At 57.5% G+C, this 13,371-nt stretch carries 9 protein-coding genes; 3 read left to right on the plus strand and 6 right to left on the minus strand.

The genetic code is table 11. From position 1 onward, the window contains the following. Window positions 1-6: 6 nt before the first annotated feature. The gene (locus ACZRJ6_RS17015) at window positions 7-1,038 is read left to right on the plus strand and encodes a transketolase-like TK C-terminal-containing protein (RefSeq protein WP_463969408.1); all 1,032 of its coding nucleotides are present in this window, start codon (window positions 7-9) and stop codon (window positions 1,036-1,038) included. Window position 1,039: 1 nt separating this feature from the next. On the opposite strand, the gene ACZRJ6_RS17020 is transcribed toward ACZRJ6_RS17015, so the two are convergent. After that, window positions 1,040-1,510 (minus strand): MarR family winged helix-turn-helix transcriptional regulator, encoded by a 471-nt coding sequence (locus ACZRJ6_RS17020; RefSeq protein ID WP_463969407.1) that lies wholly within the window; start codon window positions 1,508-1,510, stop codon window positions 1,040-1,042. A gap of 155 nt (window positions 1,511-1,665) precedes the next feature. Between ACZRJ6_RS17020 and aceE the strand changes: the two genes are divergently transcribed. Next, a complete protein-coding gene (gene aceE, locus ACZRJ6_RS17025; RefSeq protein WP_463969406.1) occupies window positions 1,666-4,335 on the plus strand; it encodes a pyruvate dehydrogenase (acetyl-transferring), homodimeric type in 2,670 nt (889 codons plus the stop codon). A 6-nt stretch (window positions 4,336-4,341) separates the two neighbouring features. Here the strand turns inward: aceE and ACZRJ6_RS17030 are convergent, their stop codons facing one another. Next, window positions 4,342-5,172, minus strand: a complete 831-nt coding sequence (locus ACZRJ6_RS17030; protein WP_463969405.1) for a DUF2242 domain-containing protein — start codon at window positions 5,170-5,172, stop codon at window positions 4,342-4,344. Between the two features lie 327 nt (window positions 5,173-5,499). Between ACZRJ6_RS17030 and nhaA the strand changes: the two genes are divergently transcribed. Next, window positions 5,500-6,855, plus strand: coding sequence for a Na+/H+ antiporter NhaA (gene nhaA / locus ACZRJ6_RS17035; protein WP_463969404.1), 1,356 nt, complete (start codon window positions 5,500-5,502; stop codon window positions 6,853-6,855). A 63-nt stretch (window positions 6,856-6,918) separates the two neighbouring features. Here the strand turns inward: nhaA and ACZRJ6_RS17040 are convergent, their stop codons facing one another. The 4 genes from ACZRJ6_RS17040 to clpX all read right to left on the minus strand — a co-directional run bounded on the left by ACZRJ6_RS17040 (window position 6,919) and on the right by clpX (window position 13,297). Continuing rightward, on the minus strand, window positions 6,919-8,790 hold the full coding sequence (locus ACZRJ6_RS17040) for a SurA N-terminal domain-containing protein (protein WP_463993550.1): 1,872 nt from the start codon (window positions 8,788-8,790) through the stop codon (window positions 6,919-6,921). A 230-nt stretch (window positions 8,791-9,020) separates the two neighbouring features. Continuing rightward, window positions 9,021-9,293, minus strand: a complete 273-nt coding sequence (locus ACZRJ6_RS17045) for an HU family DNA-binding protein (RefSeq protein WP_074759350.1) — start codon at window positions 9,291-9,293, stop codon at window positions 9,021-9,023. 146 nt (window positions 9,294-9,439) lie between these two features. Beyond that, complete coding sequence (lon, locus tag ACZRJ6_RS17050; RefSeq protein WP_463969402.1) at window positions 9,440-11,836, minus strand: endopeptidase La; 2,397 nt, start codon at window positions 11,834-11,836, stop codon at window positions 9,440-9,442. Between the two features lie 177 nt (window positions 11,837-12,013). Next, the gene (gene clpX / locus ACZRJ6_RS17055) at window positions 12,014-13,297 is read right to left on the minus strand and encodes an ATP-dependent Clp protease ATP-binding subunit ClpX (protein ID WP_133100315.1); all 1,284 of its coding nucleotides are present in this window, start codon (window positions 13,295-13,297) and stop codon (window positions 12,014-12,016) included. Window positions 13,298-13,371 lie beyond the last annotated feature (74 nt).

Raw genomic sequence — 13,371 nt, forward strand, 5'->3', positions numbered from 1 at the left:
CCAACCATGACCACCCTCATCTCCCGAACCGCGCTAGCCGCCCAGATCTGCATCGATACTTTGAGCGCTTCGGATCAGCCCCGCAGTTCGCCGCTGTATACCGTCATGGCAATGGCCAACACCCTGGAGTTCAACCCAGCGACCCGCCGACAAGCGTGGGTCATTCGCGGCCAATCTCGATGCCGACGTAACGGCGCCTGGCCCAGCTGGTTCGCCCGTAACACCGGTGAAAAACCAATGTTGTACCTGCACAGCGCGGCGTCATCGGCCCAACTGCTGGCGCTGTCCGCCGAGACCGCCCAACGCGGCATCTTGTGCAACGACATCGAAACCCATCCCTCTATCTGGCCCAAAGGCACGCAGCCTTCCCTACCGATGTGGTTGGCGAGCAACCCTCAATGCACGCCTTATGACCCGGCGTCAGGAGAGGAAACCCGGGCGATTATCCTGGCGGGCTTGCGGACGCTGTATGTCGACGGCAAGCCGGGCTTTTATTACCTGGCGCTGCACGACCAGGACGAAGGTCCGGGATTGAGTCCACAGAATTGTGAAGATGCGCTCAAGGGCATGTATCGGGTCAAGCGAGAACAAATCGGGGATCTGAGCGTACGCCTGCTCGGCGCAGGCCGGGCGTTTGAGGAGGTGCTGGGCGCCGCAACGTTACTGGAAGAAGAATGGAGCATCGCCGTGCAACTCTGGAGTTGTCCCAGCTACACCCGGCTGGCCCGTGAAGCACGGGCTGCTGAACGCTGGAATCGCCTGCATCCGAGCACCTCAAGGCGCAGTTGCCATGTGCAGGACTGTCTGGTGGGGAATGATGCGCCGGTGATTGCCGTCACCGGGTACCCGCAATCGATTGTCGATCCGTTGGCGGGGTACGTGGATGCACGGTTTGTAGCGTTGGGAGCGGGCTCGGTGGGAGCCTCGACACCCAGCCGCTACTGGATCACTGCGTTGGCCTTGAAGGCGCTGGCAGATGATGGGTATATCGATGCCGCGCAGGTTGAAACAGCCCTGCGCCGGTATCGACTGAAATGAATCAGCTCTTGCGCCGCCCACGGGACTGTACACACACGCTCATCGCCAGGCCCGCCGTGCGCTCCAGCGCATCGGCAAACCCCTGGCGCTGCTCAGCGTCAAGCTGGGACAAAAACAGCTCATCCACTGTACTTTCGTAGATGCTCCACATCTTTTTGCGCAACACCCGGCCTTCTTCAGTGATTGAGACAAACGCCGCCCGCCCATCGCCGTCAGAGCGCGAACGCACCACCAGGCCATCTTTTTCCAGACGGTCCACCAGTCGCGTCAGGTTGTAGCGTTCGATAGCCAGCACATCCGCCAACTCATGCATGCGCCGGGTGCCATCAGGACCGCTTTCCAGGCCCCATAGCGCGTCATACCAGGCGTAAGGCGGCAGCCCTGCATTGGCCAGGCGCCGTTCAATTTCACGGATGACCGTCCTGTGGGCCCTGACAAACCGGAACCAGACATCAGGCTCTTTCGACGACATGCAACACCATCCGGGGAATTCAAGAAGGTTGCAATAGTAGCTCATCCCGCGCTAGATTCAGCCATGTAGTTGCAATTGCAACTACATTTGCAGCGTGCCACGCTGTCATCCCACAAGGACCCGCACGCGCAAATCCATTCACCCTGGAGCCCGACATGACCCAGAACACCGCAGCAAGACTCGACGACGATCCACAGGAAACCCGCGAATGGCTGGAGTCCATCGAATCGGTGCTGTCAGCCGAAGGCCGCCCGCGAGCCCATTACCTGATTGATCAGTTGCTGGATTTCGACGTGGCTCGGCATGGCGACTTCTACGGGCGCGTCACTACACCCTACGTCAACACCATCCCGGTGGATCGCCAACTGCCCTACCCCGGTGACCTGGCCGTCGAGCAACGTCTGAATGCGTTTATCCGTTGGAACGCCATGGCCATGGTCCTACGTGCCGGCAAACATTCCGGCGTCGGAGGACATATCGCCACGTATGCGTCGGCAGCGGTGCTCTACGACGTCGGCTTCGATCATTTTTTCCGTGGCCGCACCGACAGTTTCGACGGCGACCTTGTGTACATCCAGGGCCACTCGTCCCCAGGCATCTATGGGCGCGCCTACCTCGAAGGCCGGATCAGCGAAGCGCAACTGGACAACTTCCGCCGGGAAGCGGGCGGCGAAGGGTTGTCGTCCTATCCGCACCCACGGCTGATGCCGGACTTTTGGCAATTTCCTACGGTGTCGATGGGCTTGGGGCCGATCACCGCCGCCTACCAGGCACGCTTCATGCGCTACCTAGAATTTCGCGACCTCAAGCAGCACCAGGGCCGCAAAGTCTGGGCGTTCCTCGGTGACGGCGAGATGGACCAGCCGGAGTCCCTGGCGGCGATATCCCTGGCGGGCCGGGAAAAACTCGACAATCTGATCTTCGTGGTCAACTGCAACCTGCAACGCCTCGATGGCCCGGTACGCGGCAACGCCAAGGTAATTCAGGAGTTCGAAAGCCTGTACCGTGCTGCCGGCTGGAATGTGATCAAGGTGATCTGGGGCGGAGGCTGGGATGCGCTGCTGGAAAAGGACACCAGCGGCTTGCTGCGCCAGCGCATGATGGAGTGCGTGGACGGTGACTATCAGAACTACAAGTCGCAAAACGGTGCCTATGTGCGGGAACACTTCTTCGGCAAATACCCGCAACTGCTGACACTGGTTGCGGACCTTTCCGACGACGATATCTGGAAACTCTCGCGGGGCGGTCACGATCCGGACAAGGTCTACAACGCCTATGCCGCGGCCGTACGCCACAGCGGCCAGCCGACCGTTATCCTGGCAAAAACCGTCAAGGGCTTCGGCATGGGCGAGGCTGGCGAAGGGCAGAACATCAACCATCAGCTGAAAAAAATGGGCGACAATGCCGTGAAGGCCTTTCGTGATCGCTTCGGACTGGAAGTGGCCGATGACCAACTGGCGCAAATCCCCTACCTCAAACCCGCCGCCGATAGCGACGAAGCCCGTTACTTCGCCGCCCGGCGCCAGGCCTTGGGGGGCTATATTCCGGCGCGCACCAACAACGTCGAATCGTTGAAAATTCCGGAGCTTGAGGCGTTCGCAAACCAGCTCAATGACACCGGCGAGCGCTCGATTTCCACGACCATGGCCTTTGTACGCATCCTCGGCACCCTGCTCAAGGACCCCGACCTCGGCAAGCTGATCGTGCCCATCGTCCCGGACGAGTCCCGTACCTTCGGCATGGAAAGCCTGTTCCGTCAGATCGGTATTCATTCCGCCGTCGGGCAGCTATACACCCCGCAGGACGCAGGCCAGCTCAGCTACTACAAGGAAAGCAAGGACGGGCAGATCATGCAGGAAGGCCTGAATGAATCCGGTGCCATTTCCTCGTGGATCGCGGCGAGTACGTCCTACAGCAATCACGGTTTGATGACCGTACCGTTCTACATTTTCTATTCGATGTTCGGCTTCCAGCGTGTCGGCGACCTGGCATGGGCCGCCGGTGATGCCAGGGCCCGTGGCTTCCTGCTGGGAGCCACTGCCGGGCGAACGACATTGATGGGCGAAGGCTTGCAGCATGACGATGGCCACAGTCACGTGCTGTCTTCGGTGATCCCTTGTTGTATTTCCTACGACCCGACCTTCGCGTTCGAATTAGCGGTGATCATTCGCGAAGGAATGCGCCGCATGTACGTCGAACAAGAGGACATTTACTACTACATCACCCTGCTCAACGAAAACTACCCGCATCCGGCGATGCCCGAGGGCGTCGAGGATGGGATTCTCAAGGGCATGTACCGGCTACAAGCCGGCGAAGAAACCCAACAACCCCAAGTGCAACTGATGGGCAGTGGTTCGATCCTGCGGGAAGTGATCGCCGCCGCAGACTTGTTGCGCATGGACTTCGGTGTAGTCAGCAATGTGTGGAGTGTCACCAGCCTTACCGAACTGCGACGCGAAGGCCATGAGGTGGAACGCTGGAACCTACTGCACCCGCAGAGCGAGCCGCGCTTGAGCTATGTGGAACAGAGCCTGGCCAGTCAAGTCGGACCGGTGGTGGTCGCCACCGACTACATGAAGATCTTCGCCGACCAGATCCGCCCGTTCGTTGCTGGACGCCGCTTCGTGGCACTAGGCACCGACGGTTTCGGGCAATCGGATACACGGGAATCCCTTCGGGAGTTCTTCGAGGTAGATCGACATTTCATCGCGCTGGCCGCGCTGAAGGCCTTGGCCGACGACGGTCTGATCAGCCGCAGCCGCGTCAGCGAGGCCATAAGCCGCTACGGGATCGATGTCGACAAATCGAATCCCGTCGCGGTCTAGCTCAGCCTACTGTGCAGGTGTCGGCAGGGGCTCAATAGACTCTGTCGGCGCAGGCAACGTTGGCGCGGTTTCAACCGGTGCCGCTGGCTCAGAGGCTTGCTCTGGTGCAATCGGCGCAGCTTCCGGTGGCGGTGCCAACGGTTGCGATGCCTCGGGCTCTGCCGCAGGGGCGGGCGACATTACCGGCGCCAAGGGCGCGGGCACCGGGGGATTATCCGCCGCTGGGGCCGGCTCAGCCGGTGCCGCCGTGGGCTCCGGCACGCCCAGCTCGGCCTTGGGCTTTTCAGGAATATGCGCGGCCTTTTTCACTTCCTGTGGCAGAAAAACATCCACCAGCGCGAAATAACGGTCATAAAACTTGGGCGCAGACACTGTCTCACTGGCCACCTTGACCATCGAGTCATCGGTGGAGCCAATCGGCATCGACACCGACCCCAACACACCCACACCCAGGCTTGCGGAGTTGTTGACCTTCTTCAGTGCATAGCGATCCTGCAGGGCGTTGGCAAACATCGTCGAGTGATGATTCGCACTGCCATCGTCGGCGCACACCACGTTGAAACTAATCTGCAGGTGGGTTTCACCGGTCTGCTGGAAACTCTTGTTACCAACCACCAGCTTCGGATCGCTGCTGGTGATGATATAGCCCTGGCTTAGCAAGGCACGCCTGGCCGCTTCGCAAGCCGCGATATCACTGACCGGATAATCACGTGAAAACGTACCGGAGTCGTCGAAATTCTCATGTTCATAAATAGCGGTCTTGGGCGACGAGCAGCCCGCGGCGCCCGCCAGCACCAGCGCCACGCCGAGGGCACGCAAGTGAAATGATATAGACATTGAAAATCCTGAGGAAAACAGTCAGGGCGGTATTGTGCAACAGATCGTGGCGTCGGCGCGCGGATTCCTGTCAGTAAAACGTCACAGTCTTACGGGACGGTGTCTGCAGGAAAAAGCCGCTCGCCCATAGGGTCGATAAACACCCGCAACTTCGCCGAGGCATTGCGACTTGATGGCCCTGACGGCGACGCTTCGTTTAACCGATGTTTAACCAGCAACGTGACTCAGTGTCGGTTAACTCTTATGATCGTACTGGGTGCGCTGTTGCATACAGCACAGGGTAGGTTAAAGGATAAGCATTGGTCGGGCCGCCAATGGAGACTTGTCGTGCCTGATAAACGCCCTACTATTCCCCGCCCACAGGTTTTAACTGAGGGCGCCCTGTCTGTGCTGGAGCGGTTTTCACGCATCGAAGCGGTCAGCGGTATCGTACTGCTGCTGGCAGCAATTGTGGCGCTGATCTGGGCCAATAGCCCTGCCGCCGATTCCTACGAGCATTTCTGGAATACCCCACTCACTATTGGATTGGGGGACTTCACGGTCTCGCGCTCATTGCACTTCCTGGTGAACGACGGGCTGATGACCATCTTCTTCCTGGTGGTGGGTGCCGAGATTCGCCAGGAGATCAAGGACGGTGCACTCGCCAACCTGAAACTGGCTACCTTGCCGCTAGGGGCTGCACTGGGTGGAGTGCTGATGCCGGCGATCATTTATGCCCTGCTCAATCACGGTACCGAGGCCGCCAGCGGTTGGGCCGTGCCCACCGCCACTGATATCGCGTTCGCAGTGGGCGTGCTTGCGCTGTTGGGCAAGTCAATTCCCGGTGGCGTGCGCATCCTGTTGCTGGCCTTGGCAATCATTGATGACATCGTCGCTATCTTGATCATTGCCATCTTCTACACCGCCAGCCTGGACTACATGGGGTTGGTGATCGCGGCCTGCGGGTTGGCGCTGGTGCTGATTTTTCAGCGGATGGGCATTGGCAAAGCCGTTGTGTACGTTCTGCCGGGCGCAATTGTCTGGTTTGGCCTGCTCAAGACCGGTGTGCACCCGACGCTCGCGGGCGTCATGCTTGGCCTGATCACACCCGTCAGCTCCAGACCTACATCGGAACGGCCTCTGGACACCATCGGGCGCACGTTTCATGAACTGATTGAGCGACTTTCGCAATCAGCTGAAAGTGCGCATCAGGTCGCCAAACCGTTGAAGCAGTTGAGACAGGCCCAGCGCGAGATGTTACCGCCGGTGCAGCGCATTCAGGCGGGTTTACACCCATGGGTGGCCTTCGGGGTCATGCCGCTATTTGCCCTGGCCAACGCTGGGGTGAGTCTGCAAGGGTTCAACCTGGACGATCCGCTACCCCATGGTGTTTTCATGGGCGTCATCCTGGCTCTGGTACTCGGCAAGCCGCTGGGGGTAATACTGGCGAGCGTGGTGCTAGTCAAACTGAACATCTGCAAACTGCCTGAGGGCGTGACCTGGAACGGTGTCGGCCTGGTGGGCCTGCTGGCAGGGATTGGTTTTACCATGTCCATTTTCATATCCTCGCTGGCCTTCTCTGATCCGACGCTACTGTCGGCTGCCAAGCTGAGCGTGCTGACAGCTTCGTCCCTGGCAGCGGTGATTGGGCTGACCTGGGGCAAGCTCAAATTCTCGGGCAAGCGCCTGAATGGAAACGACTGACGGTCCATAAAAAAAGACCCCGGTTTTGAGGCCGGGGTCTTTTTATTCAGGCTGATAACGACATCAGAACTTCTTGATGTCAGCCTGGGCTTCCAACTGCTTGCGATAGGCAGCGAAGTCCTGCTGGCCAACACGGGACGCGAGGAAGCGACGATATTGCTCCTTCTCTTCGTCCGTCGGGGCAACTGCTTCGTTGACGGCGTTGAGACGCACAATCACCAAGCTACCATCAGACAGCGTCACGTCGCTGAACGTCGGCTTGTCCTTGGCGGCTGGCTTGGCCATGCGGAACAAGGCCTGCAGCACGGCTGGATCGATCCCTTCCTGACCACGGGTGGCCGCTTCGGTAACTTTCCATGCCTGACCATCGACCGCCTGATTCAGCGGCAACTTGCCATCGCGCAGGTTGGCAATCAGCTCATCGGCATGAGTCTTCGCCGCAGCGCTTGCGCGCTCCTTGGTCAACTGTGCACGGATGGCAGTGGCAACGCTTTCCAGCGGCAACTGTTCTGGCTTGCGATGCTCTTTGGCACGCAGCACCACGATGGTTTCCGGGTCCAGCTCGATGGCAGTGCTGCTGGCACCTTCATCCAATACTTCCGGGCTGAAAGCAGCGGTTACCACTGCGCGGTTTGCTGCAACACCTTCGCCACCTTCACGGCCAAATGGCGCTGAGGTGTGCACGGTCAGTTTCAGGTCCGAAGCCGGCTGAGCCAGATCGGAGGCCTCAAACGCGGCGTCTTCCAATTGCTTGGTCGCTTCGACGAAACGCTGCTCAACCTGTTGAGTCTTGATTTCGCGGGTCAGCTTGTCTTTCAGGCTGGCAAACGATGGCACTTGCGGTGCTTCAACACCCAACAGCTTGATCAAGTGCCAGCCGAAGGTGGTACGTACCGGCTCCGAGACCTGATCCTTGTTCAAGGCATACAGGGCTGTTTCGAAGTCTGGGTCGTAGACACCCGGACCCGCGTAACCCAAGTCACCGCCATTGCTGGCCGAACCTGGGTCCTGCGAAAACTCCTTGGCCAGGGCTTCAAAGCTTTCGCCCTTGGCCAGGCGGGCCTGCACTTCTTCGATCTTGGCCTTGGCTTGCGCCTCGTTCACCTTGTCGCTGACTTCAATCAGAATATGCGCGGCGCGACGCTGTTCAGCGAGGTTGGCGGTTTCTTTCTGATACTGCGCCTGCAGCTCATCGTCCTTGACGGTGACTTGGTCAAAGAAGGAAGACTTCTTCAACTCCAGGTAATCGATGACCACCTGATCCGGTGTCATGAACTCTTTGGCGTGCTGGTCGTAGTAAGCCTTGACCTCGTCATCGGTGAGTTTCACCGCAGCCGGGTTGGCCTTGACGCTTACAGTGGCGAAATCGCGGGTCTGTTTTTCCAGACGAGCAAATGCCAAAACCTGCGCATCGGTTACAAAACCGCTGCCGGCAATACCTGCACGCACTTGGCCGATAAGCATTTCCTGGGTCAGCATCTGACGGAATTGCATACGGCTGTAGCCCAGCTGACGGATCACCTGGTCGAAACGCTCAGCGTTGAACTTGCCATCGACCTGGAATTCCGGCGTCTGCAGGATCACTTGATCCAGCGCAGCTTCCGAGAAAGCGAATTTCGAGTCAGCCGCGCCTTGCAGCAGCAGCTTGCGATCGATCAGGCCTTTGAGGGCAGCGTCGCGCAGCATTTTTTCATCCAGCAAGGACGCGTCAAAGTCCTTGCCCAACTGTTGCATCAGCTGCCGACGTTGCGTGTCGACGGCCTGGCTCAGCTCGTTTTGACTGATTTCTTCACCATTGACCTTGGCCGCATCCTGGCTGTTGGTCGTGGCCTGAAAAATGGCCTCGATACCGGTGAAAGCCATCAATACAACGATGATCCCGATAATGGTCTTGGCAATCCAGCCTTGTGAATTGTCCCTGATATTTTGCAGCATGCGTCCCCCAGAAACGGTTGAACTTCAAAATTAGGCAACCGTGGAGCGTGGGTAGAGTCCGGATAGAAGAAAGGCGCATCCGAGGATGCGCCTTCTCGTAACTGGCGGAGCGATCGGGGGTTAGAACCCACACCCCCGGCGTGGCGACCCAACATAAGCTGGGTCTGGTGCCGCTCCGCTGCCAAGTCAGACTTGCGTGTGACCCGGATAGGCAAAAGCTTGAACGAAGCTTAGTTAACGGCTTCTTTCAGGGCTTTACCGGCTTTGAAACCTGGTTTTTTGGCTGCCGCGATTTTCAGGGCTTCGCCAGTCTGTGGGTTACGGCCAGTGCGAGCTGGACGATCGGTCACAGAGAAAGTACCGAAACCAACCAGTACCACAGAGTCGCCGGCCTTGAGAGCGCCAGTGACGGATTCGATTACTGCGTCCAGCGCCCGGCCAGCAGCGGCTTTCGGGATATCAGCAGATGCGGCGATAGCATCAATCAGTTCCGACTTGTTCACTCTAAGTCCCCTTATATCTATTGAGTATGATTCTAAGTTTTTTGGTGAAAGCAAAAACCAGTGCTGAATGGCCTACAGACACTTAAGAGCCGCTTTATAACAAGGGCTCTAAAAAACTGTCAAGGAAGCCCCCAAGCTTAAACGTATTAATGCGTGCTAATTCTTTCCTTAGAGTCAGTTTCGCGCTTTTCGTCCTTTGCAACTATCTCCGGAGCCACATCCGGCAAGGGCTCCGGCGCGTATTGCAGCGCAATTTGCAGGACCTCGTCAATCCATTTAACCGGTTTAATCTGAAGATCCTGCTTGATATTGTCAGGAATTTCCTTCAAGTCGCGAACATTCTCTTCCGGAATAATCACTGTCTTGATCCCGCCACGGTGCGCAGCCAGCAATTTCTCCTTGAGACCACCAATGGCCAGCACCTGGCCACGAAGGGTAATTTCCCCGGTCATGGCCACGTCGGCGCGCACTGGAATGCCGGTCAATGCCGAAACAAGGGCCGTGCACATGCCTACGCCTGCGCTAGGGCCGTCCTTGGGGGTTGCCCCTTCTGGCATATGGATGTGAGTGTCGCGCTTCTCATGGAAGTCCAGGGGGATGCCCAGACTCTTGGCACGACTGCGCACCACGGTCAGTGCAGCGGTGATGGACTCGACCATCACATCGCCAAGGGAACCGGTCTTGATCAATTGCCCCTTGCCTGGTACCACAGCGGCTTCGATGGTCAGCAACTCGCCACCCACCTGAGTCCAGGCAAGGCCCGTAACCTGGCCGATCTGATCCTGCTGCTCAGCCAGGCCATAACGGAATTTACGCACGCCCAGGAAATGCTCCAGCAAGTCAGCCGTAACCTTCACCGAGAAGCGTTTTTCAAGGGAATGCTCCTTGACCGTCTTGCGGCAGATCTTCGCCAATTGACGCTCAAGACCCCGTACACCGGCCTCGCGGGTGTAGTAGCGAATGATGTCGCGGATTGCCTCGGCATCAAATTCGATCTCGCCTTTTTTCAGGCCGTTGGCTGAAATCTGCTTGGGCGAAAGGTATTTGACGGCAATGTTGATCTTCTCGTCTTCGGTGTAGCCCGGCAGACGAATCACCTCCATCCGGTCCAGCAAGGCTGGCGGGATATTCATGGAGTTGGAGGTGCACAGGAACATCACATCGGAGAGGTCATAGTCGACTTCCAGGTAATGGTCGTTGAAATTGTGGTTCTGCTCAGGGTCGAGCACTTCCAGCAAGGCAGATGCCGGGTCGCCACGCATGTCGCTGCCCATTTTGTCGATTTCATCGAGCAGAAACAGCGGGTTGCGCACACCCACTTTTGTCATCTTTTGAATCAATCTTCCTGGCATCGAACCGATGTAAGTACGGCGATGACCACGAATTTCCGCTTCATCGCGCACGCCGCCGAGGGCCATGCGTACAAACTTACGGTTTGTTGCGTGGGCAATGGACTCAGCCAGGGAGGTTTTACCCACACCAGGAGGACCGACCAGACACAACACCGGCCCGCGAATTTTCTTCACCCGCTTCTGCACGGCGAGGTATTCGAGGATGCGTTCCTTGACCTCTTCCAGGCCATAGTGATCGGCGTCGAGAATATCTTCGGCGCGAGTCAGGTCCAGACGCACTTTGGTCTGGGCCTTCCACGGCACCTGGACCAGCCAGTCGATGTAGGAACGTACCACGGTGGCTTCAGCGGACATCGGCGACATCTGCTTGAGCTTATTCAGCTCGGCGGTCGCCTTGGTCAAGGCATCTTTCGGTAGGCCAGCAGCATCGATGCGCTTTTTCAGCTCTTCGATTTCGTTGTGGCCTTCTTCGCCGTCACCCAGTTCTTTCTGAATGGCCTTCATCTGCTCATTCAGGTAGTACTCGCGCTGGCTGCGCTCCATTTGCTTCTTGACTCGACCACGGATGCGCTTTTCAACCTGCAACAAGTCGATTTCGGCATCCAGCAATGCCAGGACATGCTCGACCCTGGCAGACAAATCGATAATTTCGAGGATGTCCTGCTTCTGGTCAATCTTCAGCGCCATGTGCGCGGCCATGGTGTCCACCAGGCGGCTTGGCTCATCAATACTGTTGAGGGAAGACAGGACTTCAGCTGGAACTTTCTTGCCCAGCTGTACATATTGTTCAAATTGGGAAAGCAAGCTGCGAACGAACACTTCGGATTCACGCTCGGGGGCATCGACTTCATCAATCAGCGCCACTTCAGCGCGCAGATGGCCGTCCACCTCCATGAAGCGCTCGACCGCGCCACGCTGCTCACCTTCGACCAGCACCTTTACAGTGCCGTCAGGCAGCTTGAGCAGTTGCAGAACAGTGGCAATGGTACCAACGCGATATAGGGCATCTTCGCCCGGATCGTCGTCGGCAGGATTTCTCTGGGCCAGCAGCAGAATCTGCTTGTCGCCCGTCATCGCGGCCTCGAGGGCTTCGATAGACTTCTCGCGCCCCACGAACAGCGGGATAACCATGTGCGGATACACAACGACATCACGCAATGGCAGGAGAGGCAATTCGATGGTTGTCTTCATGATTTCGCCTCTACGGCGACCCAAGGGGCCGTAAACAGATGGAAGTAGCCTGAAACCAAGATGGGGGCTGCCTGCAAAAAAAACAAGCTCAATGGCAGCAGTTAAACGCAGTAAAAACAAAGGGGCCCAAAGGCCCCCTTATTTTGTACAGCTGGTTCTATTGCAGCAGGACGACACTTACGCGTCAGGTGCAGCCTTGGCAGCCGGCTCACTGTTTTCATAGATATACAGTGGCTTGGACTTGCCTTCTATAACGCTTTCGTCGATCACGACTTTACTCACCTCAGACTGCGAGGGGATTTCGTACATCGTGTCGAGCAATACACCTTCGAGGATCGAACGCAAACCACGAGCGCCGGTCTTGCGCTCCAGTGCCCGCTTGGCCACCGATTTGAGCGCGTCAGCACGGAACTCAAGGTCCACGCCTTCCATCTCGAACAGCTTGGCGTACTGCTTGGTCAGGGCGTTTTTCGGCTCGGTGAGGATCTGCATCAATGCAGCCTCATCAAGCTCGTCCAGGGTCGCCAGGACAGGCAGGCGACCGACGAATTCCGGGATCAGACCGAACTTGACCAGATCGTCAGGCTCGACTTCACGCAGGGACTCACCGACTTTCTTGCCCTCTTCCTTACTGCGCACTTCTGCACCGAAGCCAATGCCACCACGGGTGGAACGGCTTTGAATAACCTTTTCCAGACCGGAGAACGCACCGCCGCAGATGAACAGGATATTGCGCGTGTCAACCTGAAGGAATTCCTGCTGGGGATGCTTGCGGCCGCCTTGTGGCGGTACGGAAGCAACCGTGCCTTCAATCAGTTTCAACAGTGCTTGCTGCACGCCTTCACCGGAAACGTCCCGGGTAATCGAAGGGTTGTCGGATTTGCGCGAAATCTTGTCGATTTCATCGATGTAGACAATGCCCATCTGGGCTTTTTCCACGTCGTAATCGCATTTCTGCAGCAGCTTCTGAATAATGTTCTCGACATCCTCACCTACGTAACCAGCCTCGGTGAGGGTGGTTGCATCGGCAATGGTGAAGGGAACGTTCAGCAGGCGAGCCAAGGTTTCTGCAAGTAGGGTTTTACCCGAACCTGTAGGACCAATCAGCAAGATGTTGCTTTTGCCGAGCTCGACATCGTCATTCTTTTTGTCACGCTGGTTCAGCCGCTTGTAGTGGTTGTACACCGCTACGGCCAAAACCTTTTTTGCACGCTCTTGACCAATCACATACTGATCAAGGATGCCGCTGATTTCTTTAGGCGAAGGCAATTTATGCGCGCTGCTTTCGGCCTGGGCTTCCTGCACCTCCTCACGGATGATGTCATTGCACAGGTCGACGCACTCGTCGCAGATAAAGACCGAGGGGCCGGCAATCAATTTGCGCACTTCATGCTGGCTTTTGCCACAGAAGGAGCAATAGAGCAATTTGCCGTTGTCCTCGCCGTTGCGGGTGTCAGTCATTCGATCGATCCAAATCCGATAGGCTTGCAACACAAGATGAAGGCTATTGCGGGCTTTTTCAAGTCCGCAGGTGG

The organism is Pseudomonas sp. C321, assembly GCF_055407105.1.

Coding starts and splice junctions, on each gene's coding strand:
- clpX (WP_133100315.1), bottom strand. CDS start 13,297: ATGACTGACACCCGCAACGGCGAGGACAACGGCAAATTGCTCTATTGC.
- ACZRJ6_RS17040 (WP_463993550.1), bottom strand. CDS start 8,790: ATGCTGCAAAATATCAGGGACAATTCACAAGGCTGGATTGCCAAGACC.
- lon (WP_463969402.1), bottom strand. CDS start 11,836: ATGAAGACAACCATCGAATTGCCTCTCCTGCCATTGCGTGATGTCGTT.
- ACZRJ6_RS17020 (WP_463969407.1), bottom strand. CDS start 1,510: ATGTCGTCGAAAGAGCCTGATGTCTGGTTCCGGTTTGTCAGGGCCCAC.
- ACZRJ6_RS17015 (WP_463969408.1), top strand. CDS start 7: ATGACCACCCTCATCTCCCGAACCGCGCTAGCCGCCCAGATCTGCATC.
- aceE (WP_463969406.1), top strand. CDS start 1,666: ATGACCCAGAACACCGCAGCAAGACTCGACGACGATCCACAGGAAACC.
- ACZRJ6_RS17030 (WP_463969405.1), bottom strand. CDS start 5,172: ATGTCTATATCATTTCACTTGCGTGCCCTCGGCGTGGCGCTGGTGCTG.